Source organism: Clostridium hydrogeniformans DSM 21757, from assembly GCF_000686705.1.
In the GTDB taxonomy this organism is placed as follows: domain Bacteria; phylum Bacillota; class Clostridia; order Clostridiales; family Clostridiaceae; genus Clostridium_Z; species Clostridium_Z hydrogeniformans.
Genome location: NZ_JMLJ01000006.1, coordinates 223,692 through 240,339 on the forward strand (window position 1 = coordinate 223,692; position 16,648 = coordinate 240,339).

Here is a 16,648-nt window from a genome sequence, read left to right on the forward strand (position 1 = left end):
ATAATGTGAATTTAAATCAAGTTTATTGTTTAAGTTTTAATATGCTGCATTACATATTTGCTATTTATTTTTATTAAGTTCTTATTATAAATTAATATACATTAAAGGTAAACATAATACATATTAAATAATTATAGCTGGTGATTTAGTTTCAATTATCCTGTGGTATATCTATATATAAAATTAGGACATATGATTCTTAATATTTAAAATCATATGTCCTAAGCTTTAAATTTTAAAATTATCTACTTGAAGTTTAACACCCTCTGAAAGTTCTTGAAGACTTGCTGATGCCTTAGCCACCTCATCGCTAGATGACCCTAGTTCCTCAGCTGATGCAGCAACTTCTTCTGTAGTAGCTGCCATTTCTTCTGATATAGCAGTGGCACTTTCAAGCATTTCTACTATATTATTCTTATCCTCTACCATATCCTTAGAATCTTGATTAATTCCAGTTATTTTAGGTGATATATCCATGACTAGCTTAGATATATCCTTAAAGGACACTATAGCCTCTTCTATATTTTCTATTCCATTTGAAAGATCTTCACTCATTAAATTACTCTTATCTACTATATCCTCTGTCTCATTTAGTACATTATCTATTACCCTTGATATATCTTTTGAAGACTCTTTGCTTTGCTCTGCTAATTTTCTTATTTCTTCTGCCACCACTGTAAATCCTCTTCCTGCTTCTCCTGCTCTTGCTGCTTCAATAGCTGCATTTAAAGCTAAAAGGTTTGTCTGCTCTGCTATACTGTTTATCATTGTTGTTATATCATTTACAGTTTTTATATTATTCTTCATAGAGTTTATTGATGTAACGAACTCTTTAAATGAATTACTTAAAGTTGCCATAGATTTTGCAAGAGATCCCATATCATCATTGCTCTTTTCAGCCTTAACACTTATATCCCCTGCCATAGAGTTTACCTTAACTATCTCATTTAATGTATTATTCATCTTATCATCAAATACTGAAAGCACAGTATTTATCTGAAGTAGTTCCTCTGATTGCTTTGAATTCCCTGAGGCTGACTCTTGAATAGCAGCACCTATACTTTGAATAGATGATACAAACTCCTCTGAAAGAGCTGCAAGACTTGTTGCCTGCTCATCCACATTGTAAGAACTCTCCTTAACAGAGCTTATCATATTTCCTACTGATTTTTTTGTATCTTCTACTGCTATATATATTTCACCAATTTCATCCTTTTTTATACTTCCTATATCACTTACAGTAAAATCACCTGTAGCTAATAATTTTACACTATCCTTAACCTTATTAAGCCTTTTTCCTATGTTATTAGATACAATATAGTTTAAAGCTAAGGCTATTACTACCACTACTAAAGTTAATATTATCAATGTATTAACAAGGGTATTCAGACCTGCTAACATATCTTTTTCTTCTGTATTTATTCCAATAGACCAACCTGTTAAGGCTATAGGTGCATAACCGATAAACTTATGTTGTTTATTGTAACTATACTCACCTACCCCTACATTACCACTAGCCATACCATTTTCAATTTCTGCTAGTTGCTCTAGGTTTTTATCCTTTTTAGCCTCTTCCATAGTATTATCCATATTTTCAACTAATTCATTATTGTTATGTGCAATAACCGTCCCTTTACGATTTATTATATAAGCACTTCCTGATTGTCCAAATTTTATCTTATTGGATATGTCTGAAAAATCAGTACCTTCTCTTATAATTACTAATACTCCTGTTATCTTATCTCCAGATTTTATAGGAGTACTATATGCCACCTCTAAGCTTTTATCTACTTTACTTAAGAAGGGATCTGATACATAGGACTTTCCTTTTAAGGCTTCTTGGAAATACTCTCTCTCCCTTATATTAACATCCATTCCTCCAGTAGCCCTATACTGTCCATTTAAGTCTGCTATTCCTATCATCTTGTGATGATATCTATCTTGGTTTTCTTGTAATACATTTAATTTTTCATCCATTGAAAGATTTTCATCCTTAATAGCTTTGCCCATAGATAGGGTCTCTGCTATTTTCACATTACCTTCTAAGGTAGATTGTATGTTTGAAGCAGCCTCTTTTGCAAATTCCTTTAAAAGTAATCCTGAATTTGTGGTTAAACTTTTTTTGCTTATAAAATATGCGCCTAGTGAAAGAATTAAACTTAATAAAACTACTAAAACTAAGCTATTTATCATAAGCTCCTTTTTTATTCCTTTAAGTCTACTCATTTTCTCCCTCCTTAGTATAAAGATATCTTGAAAAAAATAAATACTCATATAAATTTATATACCATATTTAAAAATTTCTTAATTTTAATAGGTTCTCTTTATTTAACTATTCATTTTCTTTAAGATACCTAAAATAATAACCATTTTAGTTATTAAATATTTTTTTATATTTATTAAATATCCGTAATAATATCGTTTATTTTTGTCACTTCTTTAGTAAATATATATTTTTCTGTATATTTTTAACTTTTTGTGGTAATAAAATTAGGGTATATGAAACTTATACCTCATATACCCTAATTTTTATATCTTAAACTTATCTACATCTTCTTTAACATTCTCTGTAAGCTCTTGAAGAGTTGCTGATGCTCTAGCAACTTCGTCACTGGATGATCCAAGTTCCTGTGCTGATGCAGCTATCTCTTCTGTGGTTGCAGCTATCTCTTCTGATATAGCTGTTGCATTTTCAAGCTTTTCTACTATATCATTTTTATCATCTACCATATCCTTTGAATCATTGTTAATTGTAGTTATCTTAGGAGTTATATCCATAACTAAATCTGATATATCTTTAAAGGACATTATTGCACTCTCTATATTTTCTATTCCATCTGAAAGTTCTCCACTCATAGAGTCACTCTTATTTGCTATACTATCAGTTTCATTTAATACATTATCTATTACCCTTGATATATCTTTTGAAGATTCCTTACTTTGCTCTGCAAGCTTTCTTATCTCTTCTGCAACTACTGTAAATCCTCTTCCTGCTTCTCCTGCCCTTGCTGCTTCAATTGCTGCGTTTAAAGCTAAAAGATTAGTTTGCTCTGCTATACTATTTATCATTGTAGTTATATCATTTACTGTTTTTATATTTCCTCTCATTGTATTTATAGAGGTAATAAATTCTTTAAATGAATTGCTTAAGGTAGCCATAGACTTTGCAAGAGATCCCATATCATCATTACTCTTTTCTGCTTTAACACTTATATCTCCAGCCATAGAATTTACCTTAGTTATCTCACTTAAATTATTATTCATTTTATTATCAAAAGCTAAAAGTAATGTATTTATTTGAAGAAGCTCATCAGATTGTTTTGAATTTCCCTCTGCTGCCTCTTGTATAGCTGCACTTATACTTTGAATAGATGATACAAATTCCTCTGAAAGAGCTGCAAGACTTGTAGATTGTTCTTCTACACTATAAGATGTATCCTTAACAGAATTTATCATATCTCCCACTGCTTTTTTAGTATCCTCTACTGCTATATAAATTTCACCAATCTCATCTTCTTTTATGTCCTTTATCTCATTTAAAGTAAAGTCTCCTGTAGCTAACACTTTTACACTCTCTTTAACATGATTAAGTCTTTTACTTATTTTATTAGCTACAAGGTAACTTAATACCATACCTATTAATATTGATCCTAAGGTTAATAAACTTAATATTTTAATAAGATCATTAAGCCCTGCTAGCATATCTTTTTCTTCTGTATTTACTCCAATAGACCATCCCTTTGATGCTATAGGGGCATAACCTATAAACTTTTGCTTTCCATTGTACTTATACTCTCCTATACCGCTCTCTCCACCTGCCATTTTTTTCTCTATTCCAGCTAAAACTTCTAAGCTTTTATCACTCTTAGCTGCCTCCATGGTATTATCCATCTTCTCAACTAACTCTTTATTATTATGAGCTATAACTGTTCCCTTGTTATTTATTACATAAGCACTTCCTGTTTCTCCAAACTTTATTCTATTTGATACATCTGAAAAATCATTTCCATGCCTTATGATTACAAGTACCCCTTTTATCTTATTATTTTCTTTAATAGGAGCACTATAGGCTATTTCTAAGGTATTGTCTATTTTACTGTAAAATGGATCTGAAATATAAGAGTTTCCTTTTAAAGCTTCCTGAAAATAGTCTCTATCACTTACATTAATATCCACCCCGTCAGGACCTTTAGCATTTCCTTCTAAGTCTACTATTCTAATCTTTTTGTGGTTATATCTATCTTGGTTTTCTTTAATTACATTTATCTTTTCTTCTAAAGAATAAGAATCTCCCTGTAGCACCTTTGACATAGATAGAGTTTCTGCTATTCTTTGATTTGCTGTTAATGTAGCCTGTATATTTTCTGCTGCCTCTTTCGAAAATTCCTGTAGAAGCATTTCAGAGTTTTTTATTAAACTATTCTTACTTATAAAGTAAGCACTTACTGAAAGAATTAAGCTTAGCATAAGCACAAGACCTACGCTCCTTACCATTAATTGACCCATTATACCTTTTAATTTTTTCATAAGTTCCTCCTTGAATGGTTTATTAAATTGTGAATTTATCAATCTTTTCTTGCAATCTATTTGCTAGAGCATTAAAATCTTTAACATTGTTATCTAGGCTTTCCATCATAGCTATGGTTTCTTCTACACTAGCTGAAATTTCTTCTGTGGTACTTGATGTAGTGTCTATTGAAACTGTTATATTATTTATAAAATCTTCAACTTCTTTTTTCTCATTTATTATATTTTCATTAAGTCTATTAGCTTCTATAGCCTCTTTTAATACCTTACTTATATCCTTAGAAATTCTTTCAAATACCTTCTCAGTACTTTTAACTATTTCTATATATTCTTTTAAGATGCTTGTACTATTATTTATAGCTAATACAGAGTTATTAGACTTATCTTGTACGTTTCCTATTATGTTCTTTATTACATTAGTAGACTTAGAACTTTCTTCTGCAAGTTTTCTAATCTCTTCTGCAACCACTGAAAAACCACGTCCTGCTTCTCCTGCTCTTGCAGCTTCTATAGATGCATTTAAAGATAGAAGATTAGTTTGTTCTGCAATTCCCTCTATAGCTATTAATATACTTGTTATTTCCTCTACACTTTCATTAACCTCTGAAACACTATGGCTTAACTCTCTATTATTTTCTATCATTTGTGAAGCCTTAATAGTTAAATCATTAATAATTTCTTTTCCTTCACTGCTAGATTGATCTGTTTCTCTCATGGATAAATCTATATTATTTATTCCCTTAGATACATGATCAAGATTCATAGAAAATCCCTCTACAGATTCTTTTCCCTTTTCAGCCTTAAATGCCTGTTCAGATGTTTCTTCAGCTATTGTAACAATAGCCTTTCCTACTTCATTAGAGCTTATTTTTGTTTGCTCTCCAATGGTTTCTAGTGTCTTAGAATTCTCTAATATTTCCGATGACACCTTAACTATTTCTCTAAAGGATGTATTTATATCTTTTATCATATGATTAAAAGAATCTCCAATATCTTTAAACTCATCTTCCCCTTTAATACTTACCTCTACAGTTAAATCTCCAAGGGATGCCTTTTTGAATGCCATATTAAGATCATTAAGTTTTTTTATAATAGGTTTACTTATAAGAAGACTTATTGCAATAGCTACCACTATAAATACTAGGGTTAAAATAAAGGTAAACTCCTTTAATATATAAGACTTTTCACTTAATTCATCTTGAGATAATGATACCATTGTTGTCCAATGTGTCTCCTTATTTCTTGAGAACTTATATATGTATTCCTTATTGTCATATCTACCTAGCTCTTTATTATCTTTTATATTTTGAGCCAGTTTCTTATCATCCACATCTTTTCCTAGAAAATCTTTGTCCAAATTAGCTATATATTTATTATCAGAGCTTAAAACATAAATCCTACCTTCTTTTCCTACCTTAAAAGAACTTACCTTATCAATTAGACTATTTAGCTTAATATCTATAGCTAATACTCCATAGAGGGTTCCATTCTCTTCTATTGCTTTAGATGCAGTAACTAACATAATATTTTCTTCTCTATCTATATACGGCTCACTCCACACAACTTGACCCTTTGATTCTACTGCACTTTTATACCATTCCCTTTCTGTAGGGTCAAAGGTATCTTTTTCTGTTTTATTAAATATATACTGTGTTTTTCCAGAAACCATATGTTTATTTGGCATTGCCATATAAGCTGTCTTAACATTTGGGTCCTCTGTAAGGGACATCATATTTTCCCTAGTTCCCTTAATTTTAGAATTCAAAAGAGCTTCCTGTACTTCATATCCATCCTCTTTTTGTCTTGCTCTTTCCAAAAACTCATTTTCCTTAGTAAGGTTTGAAATATCAATAAGCCCTTTATCCTTAGATAAGGTTTTTACTTTATATTCATTTCCTAGTAAGAATTCATCTATATTAGAATCAATTTGTTTAGTTATAATATCAAGCTCCTGAAGCTTTTCATCTAATAATATATTTTTAGATTTACTATAAGTTAACCAGCCTAAAAGAAGGGTTGGTATAGTTACTATTAATATAAATGTAATTACTAATTTTGCTTTAAAAGACTTCTTAAGCTTTTTCATTTAAGACTCCTCCGATTCTATGTATAATAACACTCCTTTAACATAATTACTGCAATTTCTACATTTTAAGATGTGTATCTACATTATTTTCTTCCATTATGTAGATTTATCGTAGTTAATTATTAATTCTTTATTACTTTTACATAAATTGTATAATTTAATTGTATTATATATAATTTAAAATGGGATTTCTTCTTCCCTTAATAATAAATTGAAATAATAAATTAAACTTGCAATAATAAACTAATGTAAATTTCAAGAATAATTTTATGTAAATGTACTATAACTATTAAAGAATTGTATTATAATAAAAGCCTATAATTTCAGAAAAATTATTTTCTAAAATCATAGGCTCTCCCCTTTATCTTTTTATGGTAAGGAAATTGTATAGCGCTCCAAGGATACCAGCATTATTTTTATGTTTACAAGTATATATATCACAACCTATATCCTTCCACCACTTTATATTATTAAGATGTTTATCTATATTATATATGAAATCTTCCCTTTCACTAACACCGCCGCCTAAAAGAATTCTCTCTGGATTTATTGCTCCACTTAAATTAAAAATACAGTAACTAAGACTCCTATAAAATGACTCTAGTAGATTTTCTACATCCTTATCCTCCTTAGCTTCCTCAAATATTTCATCTCCCTCTACCTTTTCATTAATATCTATATTTTTTAGTTTTTTATATCTTCTTATAAGAGACCCTACGGATGCTCTATCACTAACTATATTAAAGTCATTTTCCCCTTCATTTACTCCCTCTGTTATCATAAATCCAAACTCTCCACCCATAAAGTTATGACCTCTTAAAAGCTCTCCATTTACATATATTCCGCCACCTATGCCTGTCCCTACAGTTATACATATAAAATTATCACAGTCCTTCCCATTGCCATTGAACTTTTCGGAAAGTGCCGCACATTTTCCATCATTCTCTATTTCCACCCTTAGGTTTACATCCTGTTCCAATAAATCCTTAATATTTTTCCCTTCTAAGAATCTTAAGGTATAGCTCAAAACTACCTCTCCTTTAAAAGGATCTATAACACCTGGAAGGCTTAATGAAACTCCTTTTACATTATAGATTTTTTTATTCTCTTCTACAATTCTTACTATACTTTTTAAGAACTCTTCTTCTTTTGGTATTGTATCATATTTACTATTGTATATTATTGTTCCATCTTCTTTAATCACTCCATACTTTATTGCTGTTCCCCCTACATCAAAACATATATAATTATTCATTACCTATCCCCCTTAATTTCTATAATAGTTAAAGTGCTTTTTCATAACCCCTAAAAAGACTCTTAATATAAAACTTTATCATAAATAAATTTAATTCCCCTACTTATAAATTAACCAAAGTTTTATCTCTTAATTAAGAAGATTAATTATCTAATATATTAAGCATTAAATATTTTAACTTCTAAAATTAATCCTATAAATAAAAGGAAGACTTAATTAAAATCTTCCTTAGTTGCTATTATATATAAATTTATATGTGTTATTTTTAATATTAGTATTCTATATAAGTTGCCTTACAATTATTATAACTCTTACACCATCTTAATAATTGTAAGGCAACTTATGGTTTCATTTTAAACTTTTAATAGTCTACTGCTACGCTTTTTTCAATCATAGGTTTTAGATTTTTTAACACATGATTTACATGGTACTCACTTACCTGATACTTATCCATATCTTCCTTTGAATCAAACTTTGTTATAAGTACAATATGAAAGGATCTTTCAGTATCTAGTACATCTGCTCCAACCTCTAAATACTTAAGTTCTTCTATTTTTCCCTCCATAGAAAGAAGAATACTTTTAGCTTCCTCAGTGAAACTCTTGTCTTTAAACTTAAACATCACAATATGTGTAAACATAACTATTCCTCCTATTCCTTTATAATTATAGCTGATAAAAGACTTTTACCTACTAATTCCTTCTTTACATTAAACATCTCAGCCTCTACCTTACAGAAGCTTCTTCCAAGATCTAAAATCCTGCTTCTTATTATTATATTACTATCTACTTGTACCGGTTTCATAAAATAAGTACTTATATTGTCTACAGATATGGTTATATTGTATTTTTTAAGTGTATCTACTGCTACTGCATTTATTAACATATTTAAAGCACTCCATGAGGCTGTTCCAACATTATCAAGCATTCTTGGGGTTATCTTTCCTTCATATACCCTATCACTACCTTCATTAGCACAGGTAAAGTTTTTAAGTATAGATTCCTCAAGATTTTCTACATCATATCCATGGGTATTCATATACTCAAATGCTTTTATAACATCTTTTCTTGTTATGACCCCCACTAATTTACGACCATCTACTACAGGACATAATTCTATGTCCTCCCATCCCATAATATGAGCTGCATAAGAAACCGTGGTTTTAGGAGTTACTGTAATAGGATCTTTTATCATAAGCTTCTTAATTGGTTCGTTTGTATTTAAATCATCTGGTAAATCCTTAGCAGTCATTATACCAACAACCCTCATATCTTTGTCCACTACTGGATATCTTATATGTTTAGTCTTCTTAACTAAGTCCATCCATGTTTCTAAGGTATCCTCAGTAGTTAGACAAGCTGGATTTTCCATCATAACCTCTTCTATTAAAATTATATCATTTTTAATCTTATTATCAGATAATGCCTTGTTTATCATAGATGCTATGGTGAAAGTATCATAGTTTGATGATATTATAGGAAGCTTTTTATCATCTGCTAACTTTTTAATATCACCCCTACATCCAAATCCTCCACTTATTAGAACTGCCGCATCTTGCTCTAAAGCAAACCTCTGTATTTCTTCTCTATTTCCAACTATAACAAGACTTCCTGGGGATACATACTTTGAGAAGGCATCCACTGTCATTGCTCCAATTGTAAATCTATTTAGGCTTTTATTTAACCCTTCCTTTCCTCCAAGGACTGATCCATTTACAATGCTTAAAACCTTGGAGAAAGTCAAGTTTTCCATATGCCTTTTATCAATTTTTTCAACTCTAACAGTACCAACCCTTGGGATTGTAGTTACTATCCCAATAGCTTCACATTCCTTTATGGCCCTATATGCAGTTCCTTCACTTACCCCAAGATCTCCTGCTATAGATCTTACAGATATTTTATGTCCTGGCTCCAAGGTTTTAATATAAAGCATTATATCTTCTTGCTTAGACATAGATTTACCTTCCTTCTTTTCTTAATTCTTCTGCAATCTTTTCTATTTTCCTAAGTCTATGATTTACCCCTGATTTTCCCACTGGAGGGTCTAGCATTTCCCCTAATTCCTTTAGGGATTCATCTGGATAAGAAAGTCTAAGTTCAGCTATTTCCCTTAAGTTTTTTGGAAGTCTTCCAAGACCTATTTCTCTTTGTATAAGCTTAATGCTCTCCACCTGTCTTACTGCTGCATTAACAGTTTTACTTAGGTTTGCAGTCTCACAATTAACAAGCCTATTTACGTTATTTCTCATTTCTTTCATTATTCTTATATTTTCTAGTTCTAAAAGAGCATTGTGAGCACCTATTATATTAAGAAGGTCTACTATCTGTTCCCCTTCCTTTACATAAATTATATAACTAGATTTTCTTTGAATAACTTTAGAATTAAGTCCAAACTTATTTATTATTTTACTTAAGTCTTCAGCATATTCAATACTATGAGTTACAAATTCTAGGTGATAGGTTTTTTCTGGGTTACTGATACTTCCCCCTCCTAAAAATGCCCCTCTTATATAAGCTCTCATGGAAGTTTCATCTTTAACAAGGTGTGGATTTATTCCATAGTCTAAAGCCATCATCCCATCTTCTTCTTTAAGAATTCCTGTAAGCTTTAATAAATCCTTAACTCCCATTTCCTCTGTTATTATTACCATATATATATTATTCTTCTTTAAGGAATTGCTTTTTTTCACCATAAGCCTTGCATGAATATTTAAGTAGTCCTTTAAAAGCCTAAACATGAGTCTAGCTGTTGCGGGATTTTCTGTATTCACCTTAAAGCTTATCTGCATTCCACTGGTAAAAGATATGGTTCCACTTACCTTCATTATTGCTGATAGCTCTGCAATAGCTTCTTCCTTTGATAATTCCGTGTATCTACATATTTCTCCTTTAACCTTAGCTGAAAATGACATTGCTCTCTACTCCTAAATATTTTTTTTATTTTGCTTTAATCTCTCAGATAAATAGAAATACTCTACTATCTTCTTTCTATCATAGAATAACTTTTTATCCATTATTGTCTCTATTAAAATAGCCGCTAGCTTATCTGCATCATGTCTTATTAATCTATTTTTTATTCTAACTAAATCTCCTTCAATTACCTTTACATTTAATTTATTTAATTCTTCCTTATCTATAGTAACCAAATTTGATTTATCTAATAGGTACTTTTGTTTTAATTCATCATCTATATCTGCAATATTAGCTACTACACAATCTACAATTCCATTTCCACCATGCTTATAAAGAGCTTTTATGTGATTTGAAACTGAAAATCTATCTGTCTCTCCTGGTTGAGTCATTATATTAGATATATATATTTTTAATGCCTTTGTCTTTTGAAGGGCATTACTTATATCCTTTATAAGTAAGTTAGGTATAATACTAGTGTAAAGGCTTCCTGGTCCCAGTATTACCGCATCTGCTTCTTTTATAGCTTCCACTGCTTCCTTTAAAGCCCTAGCATCTTTAGGTTCTATAAACATGGTATCTATAGGGCTACCTTGGGCTAAAGCCTCCTCTGGTATTAAAGACTCTCCTACAACTATATTACCATTTTTAAGCTTTGCTTTAAGAACCATATCATCTAAAGTAACTGGTAATACCTTACCTGTTACAGCCAAAACTGAACTCATCTTTTGAATAGCATCCTCAAAATTATCAGAGATACCATTCATGGCAGCTAGAAATAAGTTTCCAAAACTTTGCCCCTTAAGTCTACCTTCCTCAAATCTATATTGAAGAAGTTCTTCCATAAGAGGTTCTGTATCTGCTAAAGATAGTATACAGTTTCTTATATCTCCTGGAGGAAGTATTCCAAGATCCTCTCTTAAAGCACCAGACCCTCCTCCATCATCTCCAACTGTAACTACAGCTGTTATATTAGATGTGTAGTATTTAAGACCTCTCAGCATAGTAGAGAGTCCTGTTCCTCCACCAATCACTACAATTTTAGGTCCCTTAATTAAAAGTCTTTTTTCATATAATAGGTTTTCAAGCTTTCTAGAATCTAAAGAAAACTTTAAATATCCCTTATTAATTAAGGCAATTATAGATTTTACTCCCTCTGTTACTGATATATATAATATGAATATACCTGTTATATTTAAAAAAGCAAAGAAACACTTATAGAATACATTGTACCATCTATAAGTGATCATCTCATTTAAAGCAAATGCTATTATAAGAATTCCAAGTAGAGCCAGTAAAATCCATCTTTTCACTTTAATTCCTGGCTTTAACCAATCTGAAAGCCTCATAGCTTCATTCCACCTTTATTTATATCTTCTGAAATATCCCTATGTTCAACAGTAACACTTCTTCCTTCTTTTGAAAGTCTTTCATATATTTCATTAGCTATAGCCACAGAGCGATGTCTACCACCTGTACATCCTATGGAAACTATAAGTTGTCTTTTTCCCTCTTTTTCATAATTAGGTATTAGAAAGTTTAACATATCATCAAGTCTTTCTATAAATCCCTTAGTCTCATCATGGCTCATTACAAAATCTCTTACCTTATCATCTTTTCCTGAAAACTTCTTAAGCTCTGGTATATAAAAAGGATTTTGTATAAACCTAACATCAAAAACAAGATCTGAATCCACTGGTATACCGTACTTAAATCCAAAGGATAAAACTGTTATAGCAAGTTCTCTTTCTAATTGACCTTCTTCCCCATAGATTTCGTTTATCTTAGCTCTTAAATCTTTTATTTCAAGTTTAGATGTATCTATTATTATATCTGCCCTATCCTTAAGTTCTCTTAATCTATTACGTTCAAGAGATATTCCCTTTATAACTCTACCATCTGGAGCTAGAGGGTGTTTCCTTCTACTTTCCTTAAATCTTTTAACTAAAACCTCATCTAAAGCGTCTAAAAATAATATTTCATATTTATATTCATTATCACTTAAATATTTTAAGCTTTCAGCTACTCCATCAAAGAATTTTCCACCTCTTATATCCATAACTAAAGCTATTTTCTCTATCTTTCCATGGCTCTGGCTACACGCCTCTGCAAACTTTGGTATTAATGTAGGAGGTAGATTGTCTACACAAAAATATCCTAAATCCTCTAAGTTCCTTGTGGCCTGCGTCTTTCCTGCCCCTGATAATCCTGTAACAATAACAAATCTCATCCTTCTGCCTCCTTATTTATAAAATTACTTTCTTCAATTAGTAATGTTGTATGTTATGATAATTAAACCTAAAAACTTAAACTTTCCAAATCTAAACTTAATTAACCACAAAAGCTTAAACCTTTTTAAATCTAATAATATACCTTAAAATAGATAAATTAACACATTAACTTAACTTAAAATATACGTATTGGTTTACTTTTTATTAAATTACTATTTCTATATTTAAGTTCCTATGATGTCCTTATTAAAGCTTTGTTAAAATAATCCGATTTTTAATATAAACATCTTTCTTTTTCATATTATATCATAGTCATAAATATATATGTATTATAATTTCTCTATAAAATTGTTATGTTAATCACTTTCTATAAGTTTACATATATTTTTAAAATCTATCATAATTATATATAAATATTTAATTAACTTTATAGTATTTTATTTTCAAATACTTATGGTAATTACTTGAAAAAATATGTATAATATATATATAATTGAATAAATAAGTAAATTTAATGATTTTTATACTATATATTTTTCACATTAAGGGACGAGTATACATTTAAGGTAAAGTATTCTACTTTATTGTATTTAATGCTATAATTACTCTTATATACGTAATTAGGAGTGAACGCAATGTTAGAAACTAAATTTATAGAACTGATTTTAAGGGGACTTCCAGAAACTTTTATCGTAATTTTATTATCGCACTTACTCTTAAGGAAACCTATTTACAGAAAAAATTGTCTTATTTCTAGTATTTTACTTACATCCTTAGGTTTTTTAGTTAGACTCCTTCCAATACATTATGGGGTACATATAGTACTTAATGTATTTATTTATATATTAATATTAGTAAATACGTTAAATTTTAGCCTAAACGAAGCCGTCTCCGCGTCAATTATAACCTTTATTTTACAACTTACTAGTGAGGCTGCAAATATATTTCTTATAACTACTTTTATATCACCTAATTTAGACTTAAATAACTTAGGCCCTATTTGTAAAACCTTATATGGATTACCCTCACTAATAATTATGATTATACTTACATCATTATACTATTTTCATTCTAAGAAAAGAAAGGTTCTATAGCAGTATGAATATGCTTAATTTATCTAAACGTATATCAGATAAACTTTCTAAAGAACTCCAACTAGATAGGGAATCTAATGAAGTTATAGCCTATGGTGCCTTTGCATTTATACAAATTATTATTTCAATTTTAGTTGTTTCTATTATAGGATACTTCTTAAATATACTTGTAGAAGTATTAATAATCTCATTTTCGGTTAGTATACTTAGAAAATTTTCTGGAGGTGTACATGCTACCTCTCCAAATAGATGTCTCCTTATTGGGACCTTCTTTTGTGTAATTCAAGGATTAGTTTCTAAAAAACTTTCTTTATTAATGAATATTGATATGCTATTAATTTTATGTATTTTATCATTTACTTTTACTTATTGCATAGTTTATAAATTAGCTCCTGTAGATAGTAAAAATAAATCTATTAAAAATTTAAATAAGAGAGCTAGTTTAAAAATAAAATCTATAAATGTAATAACCTTATATTTAGTGTTATTTATATGTGGTACATACTACCGTAACAGCCTTCCATTATCTTATTCTATTAGTTTATTATCCGGAACATTATGGCAAGTATTTACTCTCACTAGTATTGGTAAATTACTACTAATTAATATAGATAGTTTCTTAAATAGATTATGGAGGAGTATTTATGAAAAAGTTTAGTAAAGGTTTTTTCACATTAGCTGCTGCTGCTTTAACATTGCTTGCAACTAATGTTGCTTCAACAGCATGTAACTGGTTCTTATATCAACCTGAAGAACCAGAGTCCTTAAGAGAAGAGTAAATAATCGAAGAAATAGGGTCGGAATTTCCGACCTTATTTCTTCTAAAAGTATAAAGAGGTGCGGAAATTTTGAAGAATCATTTAATAGAAAACAAAAAAGATACAATAAATAATATACTTTCCATGGTTAAATTAGCTTCATTACTATTTTCAGGAATAGCAATATTTAGTTCCTCTTTTGAAAATATCCACGCTACTATATTAACCTATAATATGTACTCTTCATTTATAGTCTTATTTTCATTAACTTTAATATATGCTCTATGGTCTTTCTCTACCATTCCAAAGTTTGAAGGCCGAGTATTGAAATTAATTATCCTTGGCGAAAATTTAAGTTTTTCTTTAGTGTTTACGTTAGTAATTGTATTCTCTGGCGCTCATGAAAGTAATTATAAGCTTTTATTTTTACTAATAATTATAACATCCACTATTCAGTCTGGAATGAGGTCTGGCTTAATTACTGCTACTATCTCTTCCACAATAGTACTAATTATAGATTTAATATATGGAACTTCTAGTCCTGTTAATATCTATTTTGAAAATGATTTACTAATAGCAGGAGTTTTTATCTTAACTGCCTGGCCTCTTGGTTATTATGTGGAGTCTGAAAGAAGATATATAAAGAAATTAGAAGATATGGTGAATTTAGACGGACTTACAGAACTTTATAATCATAGGTATTTCTATGATTCTTTAACCTATATTATTGATTATCATAAAAAAGAAAATAAGCCAGTTTCCATGGCATTTATAGATATAGATTATTTTAAACATTATAATGATCTTTATGGTCACCAACAAGGAGACTTAGTTTTAAAAGAGGTAGCAAATATATTAAGAGAAGCAGTACGCCCCTCTGATATAGTGGCTAGATATGGTGGGGAGGAATTTTCTATAATTTTCCCTAACACTAATGAAAACGATGCTGTTTTATTAGCTGAAGAAATAAGAAGAAGAATAGAAGAGTATTACTTCTTCGGTGAAGAAAATCAGCCTAATGGCACACTAACTATTTCTCTTGGAATATCATCTTTTCCATCTAAGGCAAAAGATGATATAGATCTTATAAAGTCTGCTGATGATGCACTTTATAGGGCAAAATTCTTTAATAAAAACCAAGTTATGACTTACACCTCAGTATTAGATGAATTAAAAAAGGATATTGAGGAAAATGAAATTGATCTAGTTACTTCTATAAAAACACTTATAAGTGTAATCAATGCTAAGGATAAATATACCTATGGCCATGTAGAAAGGGTTGTTATGTATAGCAGGCTTATAGCTGATAAATTAAACTTAAGTGAGGAAGATAAAAAAGCCTTAATATATAGTGCTTATATGCATGATATCGGAAAAATTAATATAAGCTCAGATATTCTTAATAAGAAAATGCCCTTAACCAAAGATGAATGGGAAATTCTAAAGCAGCACCCTGCTGAAGGGGTAAATATAATAAAAGAGGTTGCTTCGTTAAACTATGTATCTCCATTAATACTTCACCATCATGAAAGGTATGATGGAAAGGGTTACCCTTATGGCTTAAAAGGAGAAGATATTCCTTTTTTATCTAGAGTATTAACTGTTATAGATAGCTTTGATGCTATGACCTCTAATAGACCTTATAATAAAAGAAAATCATTTAAAGAGGGAATTGAAGAGCTTAAAAGCAACTCTGGTACCCAATTTGATCCAGATATAGCTATGGAATTTATAGATATTATTAAGGATCATGACGATGCCTTTAGTAGCCTTATTTAAAAGAATAGG

13 protein-coding genes are annotated in these 16,648 nt (G+C 29.9%); 4 read left to right on the plus strand and 9 right to left on the minus strand.

Annotation, left to right across the window (positions count from 1 at the left end; all coding sequences use genetic code 11):
• Positions 1-228 precede the first annotated feature (228 nt).
• From BR69_RS0103665 to rapZ, 9 genes are all read right to left on the minus strand, one after another.
• Positions 229-2,226, minus strand: coding sequence for a methyl-accepting chemotaxis protein (locus tag BR69_RS0103665; RefSeq protein WP_034849300.1), 1,998 nt, complete (start codon positions 2,224-2,226; stop codon positions 229-231).
• A gap of 303 nt (positions 2,227-2,529) precedes the next feature.
• Positions 2,530-4,527 carry a methyl-accepting chemotaxis protein gene (locus BR69_RS0103670; RefSeq protein WP_027631984.1) on the minus strand — a complete coding sequence of 666 codons (1,998 nt, stop codon included), beginning with the start codon at positions 4,525-4,527 and terminating at the stop codon, positions 2,530-2,532.
• A 22-nt stretch (positions 4,528-4,549) separates the two neighbouring features.
• Entirely contained in the window at positions 4,550-6,613 is a 2,064-nt protein-coding gene (locus BR69_RS0103675) for a methyl-accepting chemotaxis protein (RefSeq protein ID WP_027631985.1), read from the minus strand.
• A gap of 361 nt (positions 6,614-6,974) precedes the next feature.
• Positions 6,975-7,868: an ROK family protein gene (locus BR69_RS0103680; protein ID WP_027631986.1), complete on the minus strand. Its 894-nt coding sequence runs from the start codon at positions 7,866-7,868 to the stop codon at positions 6,975-6,977.
• A gap of 361 nt (positions 7,869-8,229) precedes the next feature.
• A complete protein-coding gene (locus BR69_RS0103685) occupies positions 8,230-8,508 on the minus strand; it encodes a Dabb family protein (RefSeq protein WP_027631987.1) in 279 nt (92 codons plus the stop codon).
• A gap of 11 nt (positions 8,509-8,519) precedes the next feature.
• Positions 8,520-9,821, minus strand: coding sequence for a DRTGG domain-containing protein (locus BR69_RS0103690; RefSeq protein WP_027631988.1), 1,302 nt, complete (start codon positions 9,819-9,821; stop codon positions 8,520-8,522).
• A 4-nt stretch (positions 9,822-9,825) separates the two neighbouring features.
• On the minus strand, positions 9,826-10,779 hold the full coding sequence (gene whiA / locus BR69_RS0103695) for a DNA-binding protein WhiA (protein WP_027631989.1): 954 nt from the start codon (positions 10,777-10,779) through the stop codon (positions 9,826-9,828).
• A 12-nt stretch (positions 10,780-10,791) separates the two neighbouring features.
• Entirely contained in the window at positions 10,792-12,126 is a 1,335-nt protein-coding gene (locus tag BR69_RS0103700) for a gluconeogenesis factor YvcK family protein (protein WP_027631990.1), read from the minus strand.
• A complete protein-coding gene (gene rapZ, locus BR69_RS0103705; protein ID WP_027631991.1) occupies positions 12,123-13,007 on the minus strand; it encodes an RNase adapter RapZ in 885 nt (294 codons plus the stop codon). The genes BR69_RS0103700 and rapZ overlap by 4 nt, the downstream gene beginning before the upstream one ends.
• Before the next feature lie 636 nt (positions 13,008-13,643).
• On the opposite strand from rapZ, the gene BR69_RS0103710 reads away from it, so the two are divergent.
• The 4 genes from BR69_RS0103710 (at position 13,644) to BR69_RS0103725 (ending at position 16,639) form a co-directional block, all read left to right on the plus strand.
• Complete coding sequence (locus BR69_RS0103710) at positions 13,644-14,102, plus strand: hypothetical protein (protein WP_027631992.1); 459 nt, start codon at positions 13,644-13,646, stop codon at positions 14,100-14,102.
• A 10-nt stretch (positions 14,103-14,112) separates the two neighbouring features.
• Complete coding sequence (locus BR69_RS0103715; protein WP_027631993.1) at positions 14,113-14,760, plus strand: accessory gene regulator ArgB-like protein; 648 nt, start codon at positions 14,113-14,115, stop codon at positions 14,758-14,760.
• Positions 14,747-14,881 carry a cyclic lactone autoinducer peptide gene (locus tag BR69_RS19800; protein ID WP_034849304.1) on the plus strand — a complete coding sequence of 45 codons (135 nt, stop codon included), beginning with the start codon at positions 14,747-14,749 and terminating at the stop codon, positions 14,879-14,881. The genes BR69_RS0103715 and BR69_RS19800 overlap by 14 nt, the downstream gene beginning before the upstream one ends.
• A gap of 123 nt (positions 14,882-15,004) precedes the next feature.
• Positions 15,005-16,639, plus strand: coding sequence for a bifunctional diguanylate cyclase/phosphohydrolase (locus BR69_RS0103725; protein WP_051623477.1), 1,635 nt, complete (start codon positions 15,005-15,007; stop codon positions 16,637-16,639).
• The last annotated feature ends 9 nt before the right edge of the window (positions 16,640-16,648 follow it).

What these genes read in the sequence shown, in the direction of transcription:
- BR69_RS19800 (WP_034849304.1), top strand. Translation starts at nt 14,747, where the DNA reads ATGAAAAAGTTTAGTAAAGGTTTTTTCACATTAGCTGCTGCTGCTTTA.
- BR69_RS0103680 (WP_027631986.1), bottom strand. Translation starts at nt 7,868, where the DNA reads ATGAATAATTATATATGTTTTGATGTAGGGGGAACAGCAATAAAGTAT.
- BR69_RS0103670 (WP_027631984.1), bottom strand. Translation starts at nt 4,527, where the DNA reads ATGAAAAAATTAAAAGGTATAATGGGTCAATTAATGGTAAGGAGCGTA.
- BR69_RS0103725 (WP_051623477.1), top strand. Translation starts at nt 15,005, where the DNA reads ATGGTTAAATTAGCTTCATTACTATTTTCAGGAATAGCAATATTTAGT.
- BR69_RS0103700 (WP_027631990.1), bottom strand. Translation starts at nt 12,126, where the DNA reads ATGAGGCTTTCAGATTGGTTAAAGCCAGGAATTAAAGTGAAAAGATGG.
- whiA (WP_027631989.1), bottom strand. Translation starts at nt 10,779, where the DNA reads ATGTCATTTTCAGCTAAGGTTAAAGGAGAAATATGTAGATACACGGAA.
- BR69_RS0103675 (WP_027631985.1), bottom strand. Translation starts at nt 6,613, where the DNA reads ATGAAAAAGCTTAAGAAGTCTTTTAAAGCAAAATTAGTAATTACATTT.
- BR69_RS0103690 (WP_027631988.1), bottom strand. Translation starts at nt 9,821, where the DNA reads ATGTCTAAGCAAGAAGATATAATGCTTTATATTAAAACCTTGGAGCCA.
- rapZ (WP_027631991.1), bottom strand. Translation starts at nt 13,007, where the DNA reads ATGAGATTTGTTATTGTTACAGGATTATCAGGGGCAGGAAAGACGCAG.
- BR69_RS0103685 (WP_027631987.1), bottom strand. Translation starts at nt 8,508, where the DNA reads ATGTTTACACATATTGTGATGTTTAAGTTTAAAGACAAGAGTTTCACT.
- BR69_RS0103665 (WP_034849300.1), bottom strand. Translation starts at nt 2,226, where the DNA reads ATGAGTAGACTTAAAGGAATAAAAAAGGAGCTTATGATAAATAGCTTA.
- BR69_RS0103710 (WP_027631992.1), top strand. Translation starts at nt 13,644, where the DNA reads ATGTTAGAAACTAAATTTATAGAACTGATTTTAAGGGGACTTCCAGAA.
- BR69_RS0103715 (WP_027631993.1), top strand. Translation starts at nt 14,113, where the DNA reads ATGCTTAATTTATCTAAACGTATATCAGATAAACTTTCTAAAGAACTC.